Below are 22,204 nucleotides of genomic sequence, written 5' to 3' on the forward strand. Positions count from 1 at the left end.
GTGCCCGTGTGCGCCCCAGGAGGAAACCGTGAGCGGTCGGATTCGAGTCGTCGTCGCCAAGCCGGGTCTTGATGGCCACGACCGCGGCGCCAAGGTCGTGGCCAGGGCACTGCGGGACGCGGGGATGGAGGTCATCTACACCGGCCTGCACCAGACCCCGGAGCAGGTGGTGGCGACCGTCCTGCAGGAGGACGCGGACGCGGTGGGGCTCTCGGTGCTCTCCGGTGCCCACATGACGTTGTTCGCCAGGGTCATCGAGCTGTTGCGGGAACAGGGTGCCGAGGACGTCGTCGTGTTCGGCGGCGGGATCATCCCCGACGAGGACCTGCCGAGGCTGGCCGAACTCGGTGTCGCCCGGATCTTCACCCCGGGAGCGCCCACGCACGAGATCGTCGACTGGGTGCGCGGGAACGTGGCCCAGGGGGCCGGTGCGTGACCTCGGGCCGGGGTCCGTTCGCGTCCGCGTGGAGCCGGCGGTCAGACGACGCGGACGCCCTCTCCCCGGCCGGCGGTGCGATGCGTCTCACTGCCGTGATTGACCTCACCGCCAGCGATTTCCCGTGCGTCCCCGCAGGTCGCTAGGGTCTGCTGAGTCCGACACCGACGTCGCAGGAGACTCGAGTGGACCTGTACGAATACCAAGCGAAGGACATCTTCGCTAACTATGGTGTGCCGGTGTTGCCGGGCGCCGTGGCCGCCACTGCCGACGAGGCCAGGGCCGCCGCCGAGGAACTCGGCGTCCCCGTCGTCGTCAAAGCCCAGGTGAAGACCGGTGGGCGTGGCAAGGCCGGTGGCGTCAAGCTCGCCGACAACCCCGACGAAACCCAGGAGAAGGCCGAGGGCATCCTCGGCCTCGACATCAAGGGGCACGTCGTCCGCCGGGTGCTGGTGACCCCAGCCTCGGACATCGCGGAGGAGTACTACTTCTCCTTCCTGCTGGACCGTGCCAACCGCACCTTCCTCGCCATGGCCTCCGTCGAGGGCGGCATGGACATCGAGGAGGTCGCGGCCACCAAGCCCGAGGCGCTGGCCAAGGTGCCCGTCGACGCCATCAACGGCGTCGACCTGGCCAAGGCCCAGGAGATCGTCAAGGCCGCCAACTTCCCGGCCGAGGTCGCCGACCAGGTCGCCGACGTCATCGTGAAGCTGTGGGACGGCTTCGTCGGTGAGGACGCGACGCTGGTCGAGGTCAACCCGCTGGTCCGCGACCCGCAGGGCAAGATCATCGCGCTCGACGGCAAGGTGACGTTGGACGACAACGCCGCCTTCCGCCACGAGGCGCACGCGGACCTCGTCGACAAGGGCGCCGAGGACCCGCTGGAGGCCGCGGCCAAGGCCAAGGACCTCAACTACGTCAAGTTGGACGGCCAGGTCGGCATCATCGGCAACGGCGCCGGCCTCGTCATGTCGACCCTGGACGTCGTCGCCTACGCGGGCGAGCGGCACGGGGGCGCCAAGCCGGCCAACTTCCTCGACATCGGTGGTGGTGCCTCCGCCGAGGTGATGGCGAACGGCCTGGAGATCATCCTTTCCGACGCCGACGTGAAGTCCGTGTTCGTCAACGTCTTCGGCGGCATCACCGCCTGCGACGCGGTGGCCAACGGCATCGTCAGCGCCTTCCAGCTGCTGGAGAGCCGGGGGGAGGCCGTGACCCGGCCGATCGTCGTCCGCCTCGACGGCAACAACGCCGAGGAGGGCCGGCGCATCCTCACCGAGGCGGCGCTGCCCGGGCTGGTCCAGGTGAAGACCATGGATGAGGCGGCGGACAAGGCCGCCGAACTCGCCGCGCAGGGGGCGTGAGACCAGAGATGGCTATCTTCCTCAACGAGAACAGCAAGGTCATCGTCCAGGGGATCACCGGGTCCGAGGGCAGCAAGCACACCCGTCGGATGCTCGCCGCCGGTACTCAGATCGTGGGCGGCGTGAACCCCCGCAAGGCTGGGCAGAAGGTCGAGTTCGACGGTCAGGCGCTGCCGGTCTTCGCGACGGTCGCCGAGGCGATGGAGGCCACCGGCGCTGACGTGACGGTGATCTTCGTTCCGCCGAAGTTCGCCAAGTCCGCGGTGTTCGAGGCGATCGACGCCGGAATCGGCCTCGCCGTGGTCATCACCGAGGGCATCCCGGTGCACGACACCGCCGCCTTCTGGGCGCACGCCGTCGCCACCGGCGGCAAGACCCGGATCGTCGGCCCGAACTGCCCCGGCGTCATCTCCCCCGGCAAGTCGAACGCCGGCATCATCCCCGCCGACATCACCGGCCCCGGCCGGATCGGTCTGGTGTCCAAGTCGGGCACGCTGACCTACCAGATGATGTACGAGCTGCGGGACATCGGCTTCTCCACGGCCGTCGGCATCGGCGGCGACCCGGTCATCGGGACGACGCACATCGACGCGCTGGCCGCCTTCCAGGAGGACCCGGAGACCGACCTCATCGTGCTCATCGGTGAGATCGGCGGGGACGCCGAGGAGCGGGCCGCCGCCTACATCAAGGAGAACATCACCAAGCCGGTGGTGGGCTACGTCGCGGGCTTCACCGCCCCCGAGGGCAAGACGATGGGGCACGCCGGTGCCATCGTCTCCGGCTCGGCGGGCACCGCCGCCGCCAAGCAGGAGGCGCTGGAGGCCGTGGGCGTGCGGGTCGGCAAGACCCCGAGCGAGACCGCGCAGCTCGCACGCGAGGTGTTCCAGAACCTCGGCTGAGCGCGTGAACGCCGGTGACCGGGCGGTCACCGGGAGCAGAGTGGGGCCGGACTCCGCGGGGCGGAGACCGGCCCCACTCTGCTCTTCGTGTGGAACGCGACCGGGCATCGGTCCGTCCAAGCCCGGTATCGGTTAGCGTTTGGAGCCGATCAGCCGGTTCACGTCCTAGTGGAGGAGACCCCGCCATGTCCGCCCCGTACGGTGCCCAGCCCCCGCAGGCCGGAGGCCCGGCCCCCACAAGCGGAGGGCTCAACCTCCAACTCGTCCTCACCCTCGCCGGGGCCGGTCTGGCCCTGGTCGTCTACCTGCTCGCCTTCGCTGAGGACCTGGGCGGCGTCTACCTGGACATCACCGGCACGGGCGCGTCGCTGACCGCGATGCTGCTCGCCGGTGTGCTCGCGGGCCTCACCCTGCTGCCGGACATGGGTCGGCTGCTGCTGCCGGCGGCCCTCCTCTCCGTGCTGGGTGCCCTCACCTTCCTCCAGGTCATCGTGCACCGTTCCGGGGACATGGAGGCCGTCCCGGTCATCGCCCTCATCGTCGGACTGCTCCAGGCCGCGACCCTGGTCGTGGCGTGGCTGCTGGAGCAGAAGATCATCAAGCTGACGCCGAAGCCCGCCTACCCGCAGGGTGGCTGGAACCCCGCCAGCGGCGGGTTCCCGCAGCAGGGGCAGCCCCAGCCCGGTCAGTACGGGCAGGAGCAGCAGTACGGCCAGGCCCCCGGGCAGTACGGCCAGCCGGGCCAGTACGGCCAGGCCCCCGGCCAGTACGGCCAGCAGCCGCAGCAGCCCGGCCAGTACGGCCAGCCCGGGACTCCCCCCGGCGGCAGCGGGGCCTGACGCCCCAGACCTGGCCGACGACGCCCACCGACGCGGGGACCGGTGGACCACCAGGACGGCCGGACGACAACCGAACAACGTGACCAGGGGAACGGCGGGCCTCGGCCCGCCGTTTTTCTCACCCGAAAGAGCTAGTCTCGTTGGGCTGATCGGAGCACCTTCTCTGTCAGTCTGGCAGACATGATCACGATGCAGACGGCTCGCGCCCGACGCTCCGAGGACGATCAGGCCACCACCCCGGAGGCGGCGAAGCCCGCCGGGCGGTGGGAACGGGTCCGGATCGTGTTCGCCGCCACGAGCGGGTGTCTGGTGCTCGGCTACCTCGGGGTCGCCGCCGTCATCGCCCTGGTGCTCTCGCTGGCCGGCGCGCCGGAGCTGTCGCTGCCGTCGGTGCTGGGTGCGGCCGGTGCCGGCTGGCTGGCGGCCTTCCAGGTGCCGCTCCTCATCGCCGACCACCCGCTGGGAATGCTGCCGCTCCTGCCGACCGCCCTGCTGGTCGCGTTGGTCGCCTCGGCGGCGGGGGCCGCCTGCCGGCGGGTTGGTGGCGCGGGTCGCGCGGTGTGGTGGATCGTCGGATCGACCGCGCTGGCGCACTCGACGGTGGCTCTCGCCCTCAGCCTCGCACCCGGCTCGGGGCCGGTGGTGGTCTCGGTCCTCACCGCCACGCTCCACCCTGGTCTGCTGGCGGGAGCGGGTGCGCTGGTGGGCACCGCCCTCGTCGACGGCTGGCACCGCCGGCTGTTCACCGAAGCGGAGGCCCACGTCACCCTCGGCTTCCGGGGCGCGGCCCTCGCGCTCTCGGCAGTGGCGGCCGGTGCCGCCGCCGTCCTCGTCGTCGCCCTCGGGTTCGCGGCAGGGCGCGCCGCCGAGTTGTTCACCACCGAGGGAGGCGCGGGTGCGGCGCTGGGCCTCCTGTTGCTCTCCCTCGCCTACCTCCCGAACATGCTCCTGGCCGTCGCCGCCTTCTGCACCGGTGTACCGGTGTCGCTCGGCCAGCTCGAGCTGTCGTTGTTCTGGCTGGAGTCCGCGTCCGTCCCGGACGTCCCACTGCTGGCGGCGGTTCCCGGGACGGGGCCGCACCTGGCGTGGGCGCCGGTGGTGCTCGGCCCCCTGGCCGGCGGTCTGCTGGTCGGCTGGCGATGCCGGGGCGACGCCGCCAACCCCGTCGCCCGGCTGCGGCCGGTCGCGGTGTCGGCGGCCGTCGCCGCGACCGGAGCGTTCGCGGCCGCGTTGCTCGCGGGTGGCCAACTCGCCGACGGGCCCTTCGGCGCGATGCGCGTCCCCGCCGGCGAGTTCGCCAGCGCGGTCTTCTGCTGGGTCGCCGTGCCCGGCGCGCTCCTCGCCTGGTTCCTCGGCCCCCGTCGGCCCGCCTCGACGGCCGCCGGTGCCGCCGACCACTCGGTGACCGACCCCTCGGCATCGGTCACCGGCCCGGCGGGTGGCGCCCCGACGCCGGGCGAGGGCCACGACGGGCACCCCGGCCGGGACGCCGACGACCCGACACCGCCGGACGACGTGGAGGTGGCCGACGCGTCGGATGACGAGGCTGACGGCGCTTCCCCGGATGAGCGGAGGGAGGAACGCGAGGACCAGGCCGACGGGCCGGGTCCGGCGGCGACCGTCGAGGACCAGGTGGCGGGGCACGAAGGCGTCCACGGTGGAACGGTCGCGGCGGCGGACGGGACTGGCGGCGAGTGGCCCGGGGATGCCCAGGCCACTCAGGACGTCCGGGATCCGGCTTCCTCGGCGGTCCCCGGGCCTCGGTGGTCCGGGGACGCCGGGCGGGCCCCGGAGGCCCCCGTGGTCGACACCTCGTCGTCCGGGTCCCCCTCGCGGGCCGACCGGGTCCCCGGCGGCGCCGTCCCGGAACCAGGGGATGGCACCCCCCGCCCCCGAAATCGGGAGGGCCGCGGTCGACGGGGGCGGGGCGGGCGCGGGGAGACGTCGGGCGGCGGTCGGGGCGCGCCAGGGCGGCGTTCCCGCGCCGGTCGTCCGAGGACGACCCCAGGCACCCGGGCCGACGAAAGCCTCCCCGGCGAGGGACACGGCGCGGAGCCCGGCCCGCCCGCTCCCCGCGAGGCCGACGGCCACGACGACCGCCCCGGCTCGGACGGCTGGCGGACGAGCGCGGAGTCCTGGTCCTGGGCGGCGGGCGGGGGGCGCGGGACGCGAACCCCTGCCCCGGTTCCGGCCGAGTCGGAGGACGACGTCCCACGGATCCCACCCCCCGGGCCGGCCGGCGACGGGGCGACGAACCGGCCGGGCGAGCGGGAGCCGGTGTGGCCCCGGGGGGACGAGGAGTGACCGGTGGTTCTCCGCGTCGTGCCCGGGGTCCCCTCACGCCCGGCGCGGGACGGTCCGCTACTACGCTGGGGGCGCTCCTCCTGGGTGGGCGACCGTCGCTGATCAGCCGCGACCCCTGCCCGGGACGGCTCACTGTCCCGCCTCCGGCCGAGCGATCAGGAGAACACGCTGAGCTCCCCCAACTCGGATGTCGACCCCGCGTCCGTCCGGCTCGCACTACCGGTGCCCGCCAGGGTCGTCGTGCTGGTGTCGGGTTCCGGCAGCCTGTTGCAGGCCCTGATCGACGCCACCGGGACCCCCGGCTTCCCGGTGACCCTCGCGGCGGTGGGCGCTGACCGCCCAGCCATCCGAGGGCTCGCTCGTGCCGAGGGCGCCGGCCTCCCGACCTTCACCGTCCGGCTGGGGGACCACCCGGACCGGGAAGCCTGGGACACGGCGCTCACGGAGGCGGTGGACGCCCACCGGCCGGACCTGGTCGTCTCGGCTGGTTTCATGAAGATCCTCGGGCCCAGGTTCCTCGGCCGGTTCGAGGGACGGGTGCTCAACACCCACCCCGCCCTGCTGCCGGCGTTCCCCGGGGCGCACGCCGTCGCGGACGCGTTGCGCTACGGGGTCAAGGTCACCGGGTCCACCGTGCACCTGGTCGACGGCGGGGTGGACACGGGCCCCATCGTGGGCCAGGAGGCGGTGCCGGTGCTGCCGGGGGACACCGAGGACAGCCTGCACGAGCGAATCAAGACGGTGGAGCGTCGGCTGTTGGTCGACACGGTCGCCCGGCTGGCCCGGGAAGGCTGCACCGTGACCGGACGAGAGGTGAACATCCCGTGACCGCTGGCCACACCGAGACCGCCGACCAGGACGCAGACCGGCGGCCGATCCGCCGCGCGCTGGTCGCGGTCTCCGACAAGCACGGCCTGCTCGAACTGGCCACCGGTCTGCACGCGGCGGGCGTGGAGATCGTCTCCACCGGTGGTACGGCGGCCCGCATCGCCGACGCCGGGGTGCCGGTGACCCCGGTGGAGAAGCTCACGGGCTTCCCGGAGTGCCTGGACGGCCGGGTCAAGACCCTGCATCCGAGGGTCCACGCGGGTCTGCTCGCCGACGTGCGCCGGGAGTCGCACCGGGAGCAGCTGGACAGGCTGGGCATCGCGCCCTTCGACCTGTTGGTGATCAACCTCTACCCGTTCCGGGAGACGGTCGCCTCCGGCGCGGACTCCGAGGAGTGCGTGGAGCAGATCGACATCGGGGGACCGGCGATGCTGCGCGCCTCCGCCAAGAACCACGCCAACGTGACGGTGGTGGTGGACCCCTCGCGGTACGACTGGCTGTTGGAGCGGGTTCGCGCGGGCGGAACCTCCCTGGCGGAGCGGCGGGCGCTGGCCGTCGACGCGTTCCGCCACACCGCGTCCTACGACACGGCGGTCGCCTCGTGGATGGGCGGCGAACTCGCCCCCGACGACGAGGGCAGTGGTTTTCCCGGGTGGACCGGGCAGACCTGGAACCGGGCGGCCGTGCTGCGCTACGGCGAGAACCCGCACCAGCGGGCGGCGCTCTACGCCACCGAGGGCGCCGAGGGGCTGGCCACGGCGGAGCAGCTGCACGGCAAGGAGATGTCGTACAACAACTACGTGGACGCGGACGCCGCCTGGCGGGCGGCCCACGACCACGAGTCGCCCTGCGTCGCGATCATCAAGCACGCCAACCCGTGTGGCATCGCGGTGTCCGAACTGGCGGGGGCGGCCGCGGTGGCCGACGCGCACCGCAAGGCGCACGCCTGCGACCCGGTGAGCGCCTACGGCGGGGTCATCGCGGTGAACCGGCCGGTCACCGTCGAGATGGCCGAGCAGGTGGCCGACATCTTCACCGAGGTCGTGGTGGCCCCCGGTTACGAGGAGGGTGCCGTCGAGGTCCTCGCGGGGAAGAAGAACATCCGCATCCTGGTGGCGGGCGCTCCGACGCGGGGCGGCCTGGAGACCAGGGCCGTCTCCGGGGGTCTGCTCGTGCAGACCTCGGACGCGATCGACGCGGACGGCGACGACCCGGCGAACTGGACCCTGGCGACCGGTGCGCCCGCCGACGGGGCCACGCTGGCCGACCTCGCCTTCGTCTGGCGGGCCTGCCGGGCGGTGAAGTCCAACGCGATCCTGCTCGCCAACGAGGGCGCCACCGTCGGCGCCGGCATGGGGCAGGTGAACCGGGTCGACGCGGCCCGGCTGGCGGTGTCGAGGGCGGGGGACCGGGCCCGGGGTTCGGTCGCGGCGTCCGACGCCTTCTTCCCGTTCCCCGACGGCCTGGAGGTGCTGCTGGAGGCCGGGGTCCGGGCGGTGGTCCAGCCGGGCGGATCCGTGCGCGACCCCCAGGTGATCGCGGCCGCGGAGCGGGCCGGCGTCACGCTCTACCTGACCGGCACCCGGCACTTCGCCCACTGAGCCCGGGGCGTGAGCTGGTTCCGACCAGCCGCGTCGGCACGCCTCCCGCTGGGCCGCCGGCGGGAGGTCACCGGTGCCCCCGGTGGGGACAGCGCTCCCGGTGGCGTGCCGACCGTGCCCCGCCGGCCATTCGGGTAGGCGTGATGGCACCCGGGAGTGTTGGTACCCGGTGGACGGGCACGTCGCGACCTGACGAGGTCGGTCACAGGGACAGCTGGGTGGCTCGCGGGCCAGCTCGCCCGGTGCGTCGTCAACCCGCGAGAACGGCACTGATCGAGTGGCCAGGGACGGGTGAGCGCGACGTTCATCGCTGCCCGGCCTCCACCCCGTGGGCCGGATGGCCGGTGCCACCGGGGAGGGCGCGCGTGGGACCGGGTGTTCAGCCCGAACGGCTGGCGAGCGCGGTCAGCACCTCCCTGGCGACGTGTTCGGCGATCCGGCTGGCGTGGGTGGCGTCGGCGCCGTCCTGGTCCGGTCGGTGACCGACGCTGTGGACGACCTGCACGACGAGGTCGGCGGCCCGGGCGACGGCATGGGCCTCGACGTCCTGGTCGTACCGGGTCCTCGTGCGGATGACGGCCTCGTCCCCGAGATCGGGCAGCGTCCGGAACCCGTCCTCGCCGGACGGCCCGTCCCGCCGGAGTTGTGCCAGCCAGTCGGCGGCCTCCGCGTCGGCCCTACCGGGGGACTCGCTCCGGTGGCGCTCGAAGGTGACCGCGAGGCTGTTCCCCGGGGCTCCTCCCGTGGCGCCGACCGGCGGTCCCCAGTAGCAGAAGGCCGTGCCGTCCACCAACTGGCCGGGTGGTGGGCCGTTCGACCCGGGAGGGGAGAACGGCTGGAAGTCGGGGGTGCCCGCCGCTCGCAGCGACTCCTCGCTGACCAGGGCGCAGTGGTCCAGCGCCGCCCTGGAGGTCGGGGGCGGTATCGGGGCCGCTTCGGGTTCGGCGGGACGGGAGAGGTACCAGGCCACGCCTCCGCCGCCGGCCAGCAGGACCGCGAGGCCACCGGTCAGCGCGACCGCTCCTCGGAGGCGGCCGCGAGGACGGCCAGGTCTGGGGACCGCGATGGCTCCCCGGGGTGGCGGGACGGCCCTGTCGTGGTTCTCCGGTGGTGGGGGCGGCTGGCTCACGTCACGATCCCCTTCTCCTGGGCGCTGCGGTCCGGCCGGTGTTCACGGTATCGCTCGAGTGATGTCGGGGGCGCCCCTTGACGTCTGCCCCGGTAATGGGTTTACTGGAGCGTGTTCGAACATGCGTTCGAACAACTGGTTGGGGTGCCCGTCGTGGGGTGCACCGACCCATGTCCGCCGGCTTCCCCCCGGTGGCGGTCTCGCGGCCGGAGCACCAGCTCGGCCGCCCACCAGTCGTGTCCGTCTGGTGGAGACAGTCGCCCGGCACGGAAGGGGATGCTGGTGGTCGCCGCATCAGTGGCCTCGTTGAGCGCGATGGACGGGGTGGCCACGGCGTCGGGGATGGCCGTGGGCGCTGGTCCGGGGGCTCCGCGTGTGTTGCCGGTGCGAACGGAACTGGCCGCCCTGCTTCCGTGGGGTGGTCTGCGCAGGGGCAGCACGGTGGCGGTGCGCGGGTCCACCGCGCTGCTCCTGTCGCTGCTCGCCGAGGCGACGACCGCTGGCTCCTGGGCCGCGGTGGTCGGGATGCCGGCCGTCGGAGTGCTGGCCGCCGCCGAGGCGGGGGTGGCCGTGCGCCGGATGCCGCTGGTCCCTGACCCCGGGCCCGACCTGCCCGGTGTGGTGGGCGCGTTGCTGGACGGCATCGAGCTGGTGGTGGTCGCGGGTTTCGCGGGTGTGGGGGAGACCCGGCTCCGGCGGTTGAGCGCCAGGGCACGCCAGCGGTCGGCCGTGTTGCTCCCGGTGGTGGGGCGGGAGCCCTGGCCGGGAGCCGACCTCGAACTGAGCTGCGCGGAGGCGACCTGGCAGGGGCCGGGGCGGGGCGATGGTCGTCTCCTGGAGCGAACGGTGTCCGTGCGGGCGAGGGGTCGGGGTGCCGCGGCGAGACCCCGACGGGTTCGCCTGACGTTGCCGGCCGGTTCGTCCACCCCGGAGGACGCGGCCGGCCGGAACGCCGATGTCCCGGGTGTGAGCCGCGTCCTCGCCGGGAGCGAGGACGCGGAGCTCCTCCTGGCCGGGGGCGGCCAGTGGGCGGGCGGCCAGGCCCGGGTCGTCGGCCCGGGAACGGGGCTGACCGGTGTGTGACCAGGCCCTGGGTGGGCTGGGCGGACGACGGGACCACCCGGCGGGTGGTCCCGCCCCCTCCACCGCGGCCGAGTGGTCCCGGGCGGGCGGTGTGGCCCCACCCGCCCTCCCCGGCGGCTCGGGGGCGCGAGGCTCCCGGCGTTCGCCGACGTCACCCCCGAGTGGAGTCGAGGACCCGGGGGTGGCTGCCGGAGCCGGTGGGCGGCACCCCGAGCGGGGGGGCGGTGCGGTGCCGGACGGTGCTGGTCCCGGGGGAGCGCCCTCGGCGGCCGACTCCGGCCAGGGGAGCGAGGATTCCGGTCCCCCGCCCGGGGCGGCGTCACTGGGAGGTGCGCCGCCGGCCGGTGTGGCCGGCGCCGGGGTGGGTTCTCGCGCCGGGGCTGGCGATGGGTCCCCAGGGGACCGCCCTGGCGTTCCGCCGGGAGGCGGCCGTCGCCGTTCTGACGCTCCGCCTCGGCTGCTCGTGCTGTGGTGCCCGGACTGGCCGGTGGTGGCCGCCGCACGGGATCTGGGGCTGTCCCCGCTGGACCCGGTCGCGGTGTTCTCCGCGAACCGGGTGCGGGCCTGTTCGTCGGCCGCCAGGGCCGCCGGGATCCGCCGGGGGCTCCGGCGGCGGGAGGCGCAGGCGCGGTGCGCCGACCTGGTCGTGGTCGCCGACGACCAGGGCCGGGACGCCCGGGAGTTCGAGGCGGTGGCGGTGGCCGTCGAGCGGGTGGCGGTCGGGGTGGAGGTGGTGCGCCCCGGCCTGCTCACCCTGCCCGTCAGCGGCCCGGCCTCCTACTTCGGGGGTGAGGACCGGGCGGGTGAGCGGATCGTCGACGCGGTGGCGATCGACACCGGCCTGGAGTGCCAGGTGGGAGTGGCCGACGGGCTGTTCGCCGCCGCGCTGGCGGCCCGGCGCGGCACGGTGGTGCCGGTGGGGGAGAGCGGGAGCTTCCTCGCGCCGCTGCCCATCGCCGAACTGGCCAGGGTCACCGAGCTGACCGGGGTCGGGTCGGACGGTTCCTGGACCGCGTTGGTGGACCTGCTGCGCCGGCTGGGCCTGCGCACCGTCGGTGACTTCGCGGCACTCCCGTCCGACCGGGTCTCCTCGCGGTTCGGTGCGGAGGCGACGCGTGTCCACCGGCTGGCCAGGGGGCAGGAGGAACGGCCACCCTCGCCGAGGCGACCACCGGCGGACCTCGCCATCGAGGAGGAACTGGACCCGCCGGTGGACCGGGTGGACACCGCGGCCTTCGTCGCCAGGACGTTGGCGGAGCGGTTGCACCTCGGCTTGACCGCCCACGGGCTGGCCTGCACCCGGCTGGCCATCACCGCGGTCACCGAGAACGGCGAGGAACTGACCAGGACGTGGCGCTGCGCGGAGCCCCTCACGGTGGCCGGTACCGCTGATCGGGTCCGCTGGCAGCTGGACGGCTGGTTGCGCGCTCCACCCGGGGAGCGCCCCACCGCCGGCGTGCGGCTGTTGCGGCTGGCCCCGGACGAGACGTCCCCCGCCGGGGAGTTCCCCCGTGAGTTGTGGGATGTCGGGGGTGGGAGCCGGCAGCTCGACGAGCGGGCGGAGCGGGCGCTGGTCCGGGTGCGGGGGATGGTGGGGCCGGACGGTGTGCTGGCGGCGGTGCTCGGTGGCGGACGCGGACCGGCCGAGAGGGTGCGTCTCGTTCCGTGGGGCGATCCGCTCGAACCCCGTCATGATCCGGGTGCCCCCTGGCCCGGGCGGCTTCCGCCGCCCTCGCCGACGGTGGTGCCGGTGCCTCCGACGCCGGCCGGGCTCCGCGCCGAGGGCGGCGAGCCGGTCGGAGTGACGGGGAGGTACGTCCTGACCGGAGCGCCCGCCGTGCTGGTGGTCGAGGGGGAGCGGGAACGCGAGGTCGTGGGATGGGCCGGCCCGTGGCCGGTGGAGCAGCGGTGGTGGTCCGCCGACGGTGGTCGGGAGGCCCGGCTCCAGCTCGTCACCCTCGCGCCGGCGGGGAATGGCGCGGGGTCGTCGAACGACCAGGGGGCCGGGGAGGACCAGGAGGCGTTCCTCCTGGTCAGGTCGGGTGGTTCCTGGTTCGTCGAGGGGCGGTACGAGTGAGCCGGGGCTGGCCACCCTCGTGTCGGGAGGGACGGCGACCGGGGTTTGCGCACGGGCTGAACATGTGGTTAGTCTACTGAACATGCGTTCAGGCACATCGGGTGAGCACTCGAAACGTGGCCAGGTGCCACCGGAGGACCTCACCACCAGGGCACGGATCCGGGACACGGCGATCCGGTTGTTCGGGCGCTCCGGCTTCGGGGTGGGAGTCCGGGCGATCGCCACCGAGGCGGGGGTCAGCCCCGCGTTGGTGGTCCACCACTTCGGTTCCAAGGACGGCCTGCGGGAGGAGTGCGACCGGTACGTCCTCCGAGTGGTGCGGGAGGCCAAGTCCACCGCGGTCGAGACCGGGGCGTCGGGGACGCACCTGCTCTCGAACCTCGCCATGGTCGACGACTACGCGCCGACCGCCGCCTACATCGTCCGCAGCCTGGCGGTGGGCGGGGGCCTGGCGAGCCAGTTCTTCGACCAGATGGTCCAGGACGCCGAGGAGTACGTGGCCGCCGGCGTCGAGGCGGGCATCATCCCGCCCAGCAGGGACCCCGCCGCCAGAGCGCGGTTCCTGACGCTCTCCGGGGTCGGGATGCTCCTGCTGGAGGCCAACCTTCGAGGACCGGACGTCGACATCGGCGAGGTGTTCCGGGACTTCGCCGCGTGGTCCACGCTGCCGTCCCTGGAGGTCTACACCGAGGGGTTGTTCGCCAACCGGACGTTCCTCGACTCCTACCTGTCCGCCTTCCCCAACGAACGGGACAAAACGGCCACCGACGGCGGGGGCGAACCCGGTGCCGGTGCCGGGTGAGAACACCCGGCCGGGCCGGACGGACCGCTTCCCGCCTCCCCCCGCGCCAGGACCACGTCAGCGCCCGAACTCCGGCGCGGCCCTCGGGCGCCCACGACCAGAACCAGCGGAGAACAGGGTGACGCCATGACCACCGCCATCGACATCCACCGGCTCAGCAAGTCCTTCGGGGCCGTGCGGGCCCTCGACGAACTGGAGATGACGGTCCGTCCCGGCGAGGTGGCCGGCTTCCTCGGCCCCAACGGGGCCGGCAAGTCCACCACCATCCGGGTCCTGCTCGGGCTGCTGCGCGCCGACTCCGGCCGGGTCCGGGTGCTCGGCGCCGACCCGTGGGCCGACGCCGTCGAACTGCACCGCCGCATCGCCTACGTCCCCGGTGACGTGAACCTCTGGCCCGGCCTGACCGGGGGAGAGGCGATCGACCTGTTCTGCCGGCTGCGGGGCGGCGTCGACCCCCGACGCCGCGCCGCGCTGGTCGAACGGTTCGAACTGGACCCGACCAAGAAGGGGCGGACCTACTCCAAGGGCAATCGGCAGAAGGTGGCGCTGGTGGCCGCGTTGGCCTCCGACGCCGAACTGCTCGTCCTCGACGAGCCGACCTCCGGTCTGGACCCGCTGATGGAGGTCGTCTTCCAGCAGTGCGTCGCCGAGGCCAAGGCCGAGGGGCGGACCGTGCTCCTCTCCAGCCACATCCTCGCCGAGGTCGAGAAGCTCTGCGACACGGTGACGATCATCAGGGCCGGTCGGACCGTGCGGAGCGGGACGCTCACCGAACTCCGCCACCTGACCAGGACCTCGATCACGGTGGCCACCGAACACGACGGCACCTCGGTGGCCGCCCTCAGCGGAGTGCACGACCTGCGGGAGCGCTCGGGCACGCTCGTGTTCGACGTCGACAACGACGACCTCGACCGGGTGATGCGACATCTGGCGGGGCTCGGCATCCGCAGTCTCGTCAGCAGCCCGCCCTCGTTGGAGGAGCTGTTCCTGCGGCACTACGGCGACGAGGCCGCCCTCGCCGGAGGAGGCCGCCGATGAGCACCGGAGCGGTACTGGCCGCCGGCCGGTCTCCCCGCACCCAGGTCGGCGCGTTCGTCGGCACCTCGACGCTGACCCGGTTCACCCTGCGGTTGGACCGCGTCCGGATCCTCGTGTGGGCCCTCGTGCTCGGCGTCCTGCCGGCGTCCTTCCTCCCCGCGTTGGAGGACCTGATGCCCACCCAGGAGGACCGGCAACTCCGCGCCGAGCTGATCCGCGGCCCGGCGGCGGTGGTGATGAGCGGACCGGGGTACGGGCTGGACGACTACACCTACGGAGCGATGGTCGCCAACGAGATCGGCCTGCTCGCCGTGGTCGCCGCTGCGATCATGAGCATCCTGCTGGTGGTGCGGCACACCAGGACCGAGGAGGAGACCGGGCGGGCCGAACTCGTGCGGGCCAACGTCGTGGGCCGGCGGGCCGGGCTCACCTCGGCCCTGATCAGCGCCGTGGTCGCCAACCTCGCGGTCGGGCTGCTCCTCACGGTGGGGCTGACCGCGGGTGGCCTGGGCGCGGTCGACTCCCTGGCCTTCGGCGCCGGGGTCGCCGCCGTCGGGCTCGTCTTCGCCGGTGTCGCCGCGCTCACGGCGCAGCTCAGCGAGCACGCCAGGGCCTCGACCGGCCTGGCGATGGCCTTCCTCGGTGTCTCCTTCGCCCTCCGGGCCGTCGGCGATGTCACCGAGCTGGAGAGCGGCAGCCCGCTGACCTGGCTCTCCCCCCTGGGGTGGGCGCAGGCCACCCGGGTCTTCGTCGACCTCCGGTGGTGGCCGCTGGCGCTGTGCCTGGGGCTGGCGGTCCTCACCACCGCCCTCGCCTTCCTGCTGCTCGGCCGCCGGGACGTGGGGGCGGGACTGGTGCGCCCCCGGCCGGGCCGCGCCGCCGGGCACCCGCTGCTGGCGGGGCCGTTCGCCCTCACCTTCCGACTGCACCGGGCCGGCCTGACCGCCTGGGGCGTCGCGGTGCTCCTCGCCGGCCTGGCCTTCGGGGCGTTGACCGACTCCGTGGCAGAGGCGCTGGTGGACAACGAACTGCTCGCCAGGACCGTCATGGCCGGGGGCGGCGACGACCTCGTCGACGGGTTCCTCGCGGCGATGCTCGGCTACCTGGCGATGGCGGTGGGCGCCTACGCGGTGTCCTCGGTGCTGCGGCTGCGCGCGGAGGAGACCTCGGGGCGGCTGGAGCCGCTGCTCGCCGCGCCGGTCTCCCGGTGGCGGTGGCTGGGAGCTGGCCTGGCGGTGAGCGCGCTGAACTGCGTGGTGCTCCTGGCCCTGGCCGGACTCGGCACCGGGGTGTCCTCGGCCGTCGTCACCGGTGACGCCGGACTGGTACCAGCGCTGCTGGGGGCCGCGCTGGCCTTCCTGCCGGCGGTCCTGCTCATCGCGGGGGTAGCGGCCCTCCTCCTCGGGCTGGCCCCGAAGGCGCTCGGCCTGGCCTGGCTGGTGGTGGCGTACGCGCTCCTGGTCGGGCTGCTCGGACCGTTGCTGAACCTGCCGGCGGCGGCGGCCGACCTCTCGCCGTTCAGCCACGTCCCGGCACTGCCGGCCGTTGAGCTGGCCCTGGCTCCCCTGGTCTGGCTCACCGGGCTGGCCCTGGTGTCGCTGCTCGCCGGGATGGCGGGTTTCCGACGGCGGGACGTGCCCGCCTAGGGCCGGACGTGCCCGGGTGCCCGGTCAAGGGGGAGCGGGCACCCGGGACTGCGAGTGGCCGGGGCTGACGCCCGGCGTGCGGAACGGATCGAGGGAGGAGGACGAGGATGAGCTGGCACAACCCACCGATGCCGTGGCCGGAGCTGGAACGGCGCCTGTCCGGCAGGTTCACCGAGGACGAGCTGGCCCCGGACGGGCGAGACGATCCGGCCCGGGCACGCCGGCACCCCCGGGTGGAACGGGAGCGCCCGCCCACCCGGTCGGCCGTCCCCCACCCCTACGCCGAGCTGCACTGCCACTCGAACTTCAGCTTCCTCGACGGCGCCAGCCACCCGGAGGAACTGGTGGCGGAAGCCGTCAGGCTCGGGTTGGAGGCGTTGGCCGTCACCGACCACGACGGTCTGTACGGGGTGGTGCGGTTCGCCGAGGCGGCGGCCGCCGCCGGGTTGCGCACCGTCTTCGGGGCGGAACTCAGCCTGGGGCTCACCCAACCCGGCGGCGGTGTGCCCGATCCCGACGGCCAGCACCTGTTGGTGCTGGCCAACGGCCCCGAGGGGTACCGGCGGTTGTCCTCGGCCATCACCGAAGCCCACCTGGCCGGCGGGCGGAAGGGGCGACCGGTCTACGACCTCGACCAGCTGGCCGAGGCCGCCGGCGGCCACTGGACCGTGCTCACCGGGTGCAGGAAGGGCTCGGTCCGGTCCGCCCTGACCGGGGAGGGCGTCCCGGCGGCCGACCGGGAACTGGGGAGGCTGGCCGAACTCTTCGGCGCCGACCGGGTCGCCGTCGAACTGTTCGACCACGGTGGCCCGGCCGACACCGCCCACAACGACGCCCTGGTCTCGCTGGCCGAGCGGCGTGGCCTGCGGGCGGTGGCCACCAACGCGGTGCACTACGCCACCCCGTCCCGGTGGCCGTTGGCCGCCGCCACGGCGGCGATCCGCGCCCGGCGGACCCTCGACGAGATGGACGGCTGGCTGCCCCCCGCCGGCACCGCGCACCTGCGGTCCGGGGCGGAGATGGCCGCCCGGTTCGCCCGGTACCCCTGGGTCGTGCGTGGCGCCGCCGAGCTGGCCGCCGAGTCCGCCTTCGACCTGAGCCTCGTCGCCCCCCGGTTGCCCCCGTTCGACGTGCCGCCCGGCCACGACGAGGACAGCTGGCTCCGGGAACTGGTCCACAGGGGAGCGGCGCGCAGGTTCGGCACCAGGCAGGAGGCGCCGGAGGCGTACCGCCAGATCGAGCACGAACTCGGCGTGATCGCCACGCTCGGGTTCCCCGGGTACTTCCTCGTGGTCCACGACATCGTCTCGTTCTGCCGGGACAACGACATCCTCTGCCAGGGCCGGGGGTCCGCCGCGACCTCGGCGGTCTGCTACGCGCTGGGTATCACCAATGTGGACGCCGTCCGCTACCAGCTGCTGTTCGAACGTTTCCTCTCCCCGGAACGGGAGGGGCCGCCCGACATCGACCTGGACATCGAGTCCGACCGCCGCGAGGAGGTCATCCAGTACGTCTACCGCCGGTACGGCCGACGGCACGCCGCGCAGGTGGCCAACGTCATCACCTACCGGGTGCGGTCCGCCGTCCGGGATTCGGCCCGCGCGCTGGGTTTCTCCCCCGGGCAGCAGGACGCCTGGAGCAAACAGCTCGACCGGTGGGGTTCGGTCCGCGACGCGGCTCGGGAGACCGACTTGCCCGAACGGGTGCTCGACCTGGCCACCCAGCTGGAGGGGTTCCCCCGCCACCTCGGCATCCACTCCGGCGGCATGGTCATCTGCGACCGGCCGGTGGGGGAGGTGTGCCCGGTGGAGTGGGCGAGCATGGCGGACCGGACGGTGCTCCAGTGGGACAAGGACGACTGCGCCGCCGTCGGGCTGGTCAAGTTCGACCTGCTCGGCCTCGGCATGCTCTCCGCGTTGCACTACGCGATCGACCTGGTCGAGGCCCACCACGGGGTTCGGGTCGACCTGGGGGCCCTGGACCTGGCGGACCCCGCCGTCTACGACATGCTGTGCCGGGCCGACTCGGTCGGGGTCTTCCAGGTGGAGAGCCGGGCGCAGATGGCGACGCTGCCCCGCCTGCGACCCCGGGAGTTCTACGACCTCGTCGTCGAGGTGGCGTTGATCCGGCCGGGACCGATCCAGGGCGGTTCGGTGCACCCCTACATCCGCCGTCGCAACGGCGAGGAGGACTGGGACTACGAACATCCGCTGCTGGAACCAGCCCTGCGCAAGACCTTGGGGGTTCCCCTGTTCCAGGAACAGCTGATGCGGATCGCGGTGGACGTGGCGGGGTTCTCCGCCGCCGAGGCGGACGAGCTGCGGCGGGCGTTGGGCGCGAAACGGTCCGAAGCCAGGATGGCCAGGCTCCGCGACCGGCTCTTCGAGGGCATGGCCGTCAACGGGATCACCGGGGAACTCGCCGAGCGGATCTACCAGCGACTGCTCGCCTTCGCCAACTTCGGTTTCCCCGAGAGCCACTCGTTGAGCTTCGCGCACCTCGTCTTCGCCAGCGCCTGGTTCAAGCTGTACTACCCGGCGGCGTTCTGCGCGGCCCTGCTGCGGGCCCAACCCATGGGTTTCTACTCGCCGCAGTCCCTGGTGGCCGACGCCCGCCGGCACGGGGTGCGGGTGTTGGGGCCGGACATCAACGCCAGCCTCCCGCACGCCTCCCTGGAGGGAGGGCGCCGGGAAGCGGAGCCCAGCACCGAGGGAGCCGGCCCGGACCCGACCACCGGGCCGGCACAGGGGCCCGCCGTCCGCCTCGGGCTCGCCTCGGTGCGGACCATCGGGCAGGAACTGGCGGAACGGATCCACGCGGAACGGGACGCCCGCGGCCCCTACCGTTCCCTGTCCGACCTGGGGAGGCGGGTGCGGCTGACGGCCCCCCAACTGGAGGCCCTGGCGACGTCGGGGGCGGCGGGCTGCTTCGGGGTGGACCGCCGGCAGGCGTTGTGGTCGGCGGGGGCGGCGGCGGGCGAACGCCCGGGCCAGTTGCCCGGGCTGGCCGGCGGGGTGGACGCGCCAGCGCTGCCGGGGATGGACGAGGTCGACCTGGCCGTCGCCGACGTGTGGGCGACCGGGGTGTCCCCGGACAGCTACCCGGTCCAGTTCGTCCGCGAACACCTGACCGGGCTGGGCGCGCTGCCGACCGGCGGGTTGTCGGACGTGGAGTCCGGGACCCGCGTGCTGGTGGGCGGGGCGGTGACCCACCGGCAGCGGCCCGCGACGGCCGGCGGGGTGACCTTCCTGAACCTGGAGGACGAGAGCGGGATGGTCAACGTGGTGTGCTCACCCGGGCTGTGGTCCCGGTACCGGAAGGTCGCGGTGACCAGTCCCGCGATGCTGGTGCGGGGGGTGGTGGAGAACGCCAACGGAGTGGTCACCCTCCAGGCGGACCGGCTCCAGCCGCTCATCCTGCGGGTGCCGTCCACCTCCCGCGACTTCCACTGAGGGCCACGCCGGGCCCACTCGTCGCGCGGCGGGTGGTCGATGACCGGCCGGTGACCACGACGTGGCGGCACCTGCCCGGGGGTGGGGCGGGTCGGGTCCCGGACAGCCGTCCTCGACCTCCCCGCCCCGACGGGGACCACCTCCCCGACCACGATCGAAGGGCCTCCGTTCCCACCGCCGCGCGGGCCACGGCGCCTCCCCCGGCGACCGAGGCGACGATGCCGGGATCGCACCACGGCCGTAACGTCGGTGAAACGCCGGGCGGGGATAACGTCCGGACCGTCGTCGGTCCCCCGTGGTGGTGGGGCCGCCCGGTCGGGAGGACGTCGCGGATGCGGGTGTTGGTGGTGGAGGACGAGCCGATGCTCGCCCAGGTCGTCGCGGCGGCACTGCGGCGGGACCACGTCGTCGCCGACGTGGTCGGCGACGGGGCGAGCGCGCAGGAGCGCCTGGTGGTCAACGACTACGACGTCGTGGTGCTCGACCGCGATCTGCCGCTGGTCCACGGGGACGAGGTGTGCCGGGACCTCGTGGCCTCCGGCGCGACCACCCGGGTGCTGATGCTCACCGCCTCGGCCGAGGTTCCGGACCGGGTCGCCGGTCTGGCGCTCGGCGCCGACGACTACCTCGTCAAACCCTTCGCGCTCGCCGAACTCGTGGCCAGGGTGCGAGCCCTGGGACGGCGCAGCCGTCCCGCCGCGCCCCCGGTGCTGTCGCGCGCCGGCATCGAGCTCGACCCCGGCCTGCGCGAGGTCCGCCGGGCGGGCGAACTCGTGGCACTCTCGCCCAAGCAGTTCACCCTCCTGGAGGAACTCCTCCGCGCCGATGGCGCGTTCGTCAGCGCCGAACACCTGCTGGAGAAGGCATGGGACGAACACGTCGATCCGTTCACGGGAGTCGTACGACTCACGGTGCTCCGCCTCCGGCGAGCCCTCGGGGAGCCCGACGTGATCGAGACGACCCCAGGAGTCGGCTACCGGATCCGGTGAGGTCCAGGCCGCGTCTCCTGCTGCCGGACGTCAGCGTCCGCACCCGGCTGACCGCCTGGTACGGGCTCGTCTTCTTCGTCAGCGGCGCGTCGCTGGTGGCGATCAACCACGCCCTGACCGAACGCGGCCTGCGCACGCACCTGGCGGACACCGCGTTCAGCCAGGTCGTCCACCAGCACTGGCGGTCGACCGAGGTGGACGGGGTGGTGCGCAGCGAGTCGCGAGGTGTCTCCGTCGAACCCGTGGACGACCGGCTGGCCTCGGAGATCGCGGAGGCCACCCAGCGGGCGCGGGAGGCCGCCCTCGCGGACCTGCTCGACCAGTCCCTCGTCGCGCTGGCCGTCGCCGGTGTCCTCGCGGTGGCGATCGGCTGGCTGATGGCCGGACGTGCCCTGCGACCGCTCAGCAAGGTCACCGCGCACGCGAGACGCGTGGCCGAGCGGAGCCTGCACGAGCGCGTGGCGCTGACCGGGCCCCGCGACGAGATCAGGGAACTGGCCGACACCTTCGACGACATGCTGGAGCGGCTCGACCGCGCCTTCGACGGTCAGCGCCGGTTCGTCGCGAACGCCTCCCACGAGCTGCGGACCCCGCTCGCGGTCAACCGCGCCCTGATCGAGTACGCCGTGAGCGACGCGGACGCCGACGAGCGGATGAGCGACCTGGGAGGACAGCTCCTGGAGGTGAACGCCCGCCAGGAACGGCTGATCGAGGGGCTGCTGATGCTCGCCCGCAGCGACCGGACGGTGGAGGACCCGCGTCCCGTGGATCTCGGCGAGGTGCTGTCCAGGGTGGCCGGCAGGGTCGAGGGCACGGCCGAACTCGCCGGGGTGCGGTTCACGGTGTCCCCCGCCGCCGCCCCGGTGCTCGGGGACCCGGTGCTGCTCGAACAGCTGGTGACCAACCTGGTCCACAACGGCATCCGCCACAACCACTCCGGCGGGTGGCTCGACGTCCGCACCGCCACCGTGGGCGCGGACGTCGAGCTGGTGGCCGGCAACAGCGGTCCCGTCGTGCGTGCCGAGGACCTGCCCCGGTTGTTCGAACCCTTCCGCCGGGGCCAGCCCGAACGCACCGACTCCCACCGGGGCGCGGGGATCGGGTTGTCCATCGTCCGCTCGGTCGCCCGCGCCCACCGGGGAACGGTCGACGCCTCTCCACGAAGGGGCGGCGGGCTGACGGTGCGGCTCAGGCTGCCGGCGGCCGGCGAGGGCCGAGGCCGTGGCTAGCTCGTGATGTCCTCGCCCTCCACCTCGCAGACCACGCCGTCGGCACTGGCCTCGACGGTGACCGAGCCGACCACCTCGGTCCCCTCCTCCGCCCCGTCGCCGCAGATCACCGCGTCCTCGGGTGCCTCGGGGAACTCGCAGTCGTCGCCGGTGACGACCTCGGGAGCGTCGTCGCCGGTCTGGGTGGCGCTGAAGCAGCCTGAGTCCGCCAGGTCGTCGACGTGTTCGATGTGGAACTCCTCCCCCGGCCGCTCCGTCCCGGTCGGCTCCGGCACTCCGTCGTCCGAGGCGCCGGCGAACGGGGCGATCAGGGCGGCCGCGCCCACGGCTGCCGCGCAGAGCGCCGCCGCGAGGCCGATCCGGTTCTGACGAGGAACCCGCATGGTGTTGTCCTTTCCGGTGGTGTCCGCACCGTGTCGCGGGAGCGACCGGTGGACCCATTCCACCGAGGTGGCGGTTTCACCACCGTTACCGTCGTCCGTGCCTTC

At 73.7% G+C, this 22,204-nt stretch carries 17 protein-coding genes; 15 read left to right on the forward strand and 2 right to left on the reverse strand.

Going from position 1 to position 22,204, the window contains the following annotated elements:
• Window positions 1-28 precede the first annotated feature (28 nt).
• From C1701_RS13770 to purH, 7 genes are all read left to right on the forward strand, one after another.
• Window positions 29-436 (forward strand): cobalamin B12-binding domain-containing protein, encoded by a 408-nt coding sequence (locus tag C1701_RS13770; RefSeq protein WP_026419456.1) that lies wholly within the window; start codon window positions 29-31, stop codon window positions 434-436.
• A gap of 185 nt (window positions 437-621) precedes the next feature.
• Window positions 622-1,800, forward strand: a complete 1,179-nt coding sequence (gene sucC / locus C1701_RS13775; RefSeq protein ID WP_030104420.1) for an ADP-forming succinate--CoA ligase subunit beta — start codon at window positions 622-624, stop codon at window positions 1,798-1,800.
• A gap of 8 nt (window positions 1,801-1,808) precedes the next feature.
• Window positions 1,809-2,699 carry a succinate--CoA ligase subunit alpha gene (gene sucD, locus C1701_RS13780; protein WP_026419454.1) on the forward strand — a complete coding sequence of 297 codons (891 nt, stop codon included), beginning with the start codon at window positions 1,809-1,811 and terminating at the stop codon, window positions 2,697-2,699.
• Between the two features lie 185 nt (window positions 2,700-2,884).
• The gene (locus C1701_RS13785) at window positions 2,885-3,538 is read left to right on the forward strand and encodes a DUF5336 domain-containing protein (protein ID WP_030226463.1); all 654 of its coding nucleotides are present in this window, start codon (window positions 2,885-2,887) and stop codon (window positions 3,536-3,538) included.
• A 180-nt stretch (window positions 3,539-3,718) separates the two neighbouring features.
• Entirely contained in the window at window positions 3,719-5,842 is a 2,124-nt protein-coding gene (locus C1701_RS13790; RefSeq protein ID WP_051314116.1) for a cell division protein PerM, read from the forward strand.
• A 222-nt stretch (window positions 5,843-6,064) separates the two neighbouring features.
• Window positions 6,065-6,670, forward strand: a complete 606-nt coding sequence (gene purN / locus C1701_RS13795; RefSeq protein ID WP_026419452.1) for a phosphoribosylglycinamide formyltransferase — start codon at window positions 6,065-6,067, stop codon at window positions 6,668-6,670.
• On the forward strand, window positions 6,667-8,271 hold the full coding sequence (purH, locus tag C1701_RS13800) for a bifunctional phosphoribosylaminoimidazolecarboxamide formyltransferase/IMP cyclohydrolase (RefSeq protein WP_051314114.1): 1,605 nt from the start codon (window positions 6,667-6,669) through the stop codon (window positions 8,269-8,271). The genes purN and purH overlap by 4 nt, the downstream gene beginning before the upstream one ends.
• A gap of 379 nt (window positions 8,272-8,650) precedes the next feature.
• Here the strand turns inward: purH and C1701_RS13805 are convergent, their stop codons facing one another.
• On the reverse strand, window positions 8,651-9,400 hold the full coding sequence (locus tag C1701_RS13805; protein ID WP_026419450.1) for a hypothetical protein: 750 nt from the start codon (window positions 9,398-9,400) through the stop codon (window positions 8,651-8,653).
• Window positions 9,401-9,676: 276 nt separating this feature from the next.
• Between C1701_RS13805 and C1701_RS13810 the strand changes: the two genes are divergently transcribed.
• From C1701_RS13810 to C1701_RS13845, 8 genes are all read left to right on the forward strand, one after another.
• Complete coding sequence (locus tag C1701_RS13810; protein WP_245588859.1) at window positions 9,677-10,483, forward strand: hypothetical protein; 807 nt, start codon at window positions 9,677-9,679, stop codon at window positions 10,481-10,483.
• Window positions 10,484-10,973: 490 nt separating this feature from the next.
• The gene (locus tag C1701_RS13815; RefSeq protein WP_245588858.1) at window positions 10,974-12,560 is read left to right on the forward strand and encodes a DNA polymerase Y family protein; all 1,587 of its coding nucleotides are present in this window, start codon (window positions 10,974-10,976) and stop codon (window positions 12,558-12,560) included.
• A gap of 82 nt (window positions 12,561-12,642) precedes the next feature.
• A complete protein-coding gene (locus C1701_RS13820; protein WP_030104413.1) occupies window positions 12,643-13,362 on the forward strand; it encodes a TetR/AcrR family transcriptional regulator in 720 nt (239 codons plus the stop codon).
• 126 nt (window positions 13,363-13,488) lie between these two features.
• On the forward strand, window positions 13,489-14,400 hold the full coding sequence (locus tag C1701_RS13825) for an ABC transporter ATP-binding protein (RefSeq protein ID WP_026419447.1): 912 nt from the start codon (window positions 13,489-13,491) through the stop codon (window positions 14,398-14,400).
• Window positions 14,397-16,046: an ABC transporter permease gene (locus tag C1701_RS13830; RefSeq protein WP_081893373.1), complete on the forward strand. Its 1,650-nt coding sequence runs from the start codon at window positions 14,397-14,399 to the stop codon at window positions 16,044-16,046. The genes C1701_RS13825 and C1701_RS13830 overlap by 4 nt, the downstream gene beginning before the upstream one ends.
• Before the next feature lie 107 nt (window positions 16,047-16,153).
• Window positions 16,154-19,498 carry an error-prone DNA polymerase gene (locus C1701_RS13835; protein WP_103055999.1) on the forward strand — a complete coding sequence of 1,115 codons (3,345 nt, stop codon included), beginning with the start codon at window positions 16,154-16,156 and terminating at the stop codon, window positions 19,496-19,498.
• A 332-nt stretch (window positions 19,499-19,830) separates the two neighbouring features.
• Window positions 19,831-20,487: a response regulator transcription factor gene (locus C1701_RS13840; protein ID WP_026419444.1), complete on the forward strand. Its 657-nt coding sequence runs from the start codon at window positions 19,831-19,833 to the stop codon at window positions 20,485-20,487.
• Window positions 20,484-21,716, forward strand: a complete 1,233-nt coding sequence (locus C1701_RS13845) for a sensor histidine kinase (protein WP_051314113.1) — start codon at window positions 20,484-20,486, stop codon at window positions 21,714-21,716. Before C1701_RS13840 ends, C1701_RS13845 begins: the two co-directional genes overlap by 4 nt.
• On the opposite strand, the gene C1701_RS13850 is transcribed toward C1701_RS13845, so the two are convergent.
• Window positions 21,713-22,099 carry a hypothetical protein gene (locus tag C1701_RS13850; protein WP_155886197.1) on the reverse strand — a complete coding sequence of 129 codons (387 nt, stop codon included), beginning with the start codon at window positions 22,097-22,099 and terminating at the stop codon, window positions 21,713-21,715. The genes C1701_RS13845 and C1701_RS13850 overlap by 4 nt on opposite strands.
• Between the last annotated feature and the right edge of the window lie 105 nt (window positions 22,100-22,204).

It is taken from the genome of Actinoalloteichus sp. AHMU CJ021 (assembly GCF_002895405.1).
Classification (GTDB): domain Bacteria; phylum Actinomycetota; class Actinomycetes; order Mycobacteriales; family Pseudonocardiaceae; genus Actinoalloteichus_B; species Actinoalloteichus_B caeruleus.

Bases quoted from the DNA above. Each gene is read 5' to 3' on its own strand.
- sucD (WP_026419454.1), top strand. From the start codon at position 1,809: ATGGCTATCTTCCTCAACGAGAACAGCAAGGTCATCGTCCAGGGGATC.
- C1701_RS13785 (WP_030226463.1), top strand. From the start codon at position 2,885: ATGTCCGCCCCGTACGGTGCCCAGCCCCCGCAGGCCGGAGGCCCGGCC.
- C1701_RS13790 (WP_051314116.1), top strand. From the start codon at position 3,719: ATGATCACGATGCAGACGGCTCGCGCCCGACGCTCCGAGGACGATCAG.
- C1701_RS13810 (WP_245588859.1), top strand. From the start codon at position 9,677: ATGCTGGTGGTCGCCGCATCAGTGGCCTCGTTGAGCGCGATGGACGGG.
- C1701_RS13820 (WP_030104413.1), top strand. From the start codon at position 12,643: ATGCGTTCAGGCACATCGGGTGAGCACTCGAAACGTGGCCAGGTGCCA.
- C1701_RS13825 (WP_026419447.1), top strand. From the start codon at position 13,489: ATGACCACCGCCATCGACATCCACCGGCTCAGCAAGTCCTTCGGGGCC.
- C1701_RS13830 (WP_081893373.1), top strand. From the start codon at position 14,397: ATGAGCACCGGAGCGGTACTGGCCGCCGGCCGGTCTCCCCGCACCCAG.
- C1701_RS13835 (WP_103055999.1), top strand. From the start codon at position 16,154: ATGAGCTGGCACAACCCACCGATGCCGTGGCCGGAGCTGGAACGGCGC.
- C1701_RS13840 (WP_026419444.1), top strand. From the start codon at position 19,831: ATGCGGGTGTTGGTGGTGGAGGACGAGCCGATGCTCGCCCAGGTCGTC.
- C1701_RS13850 (WP_155886197.1), bottom strand. From the start codon at position 22,099: ATGCGGGTTCCTCGTCAGAACCGGATCGGCCTCGCGGCGGCGCTCTGC.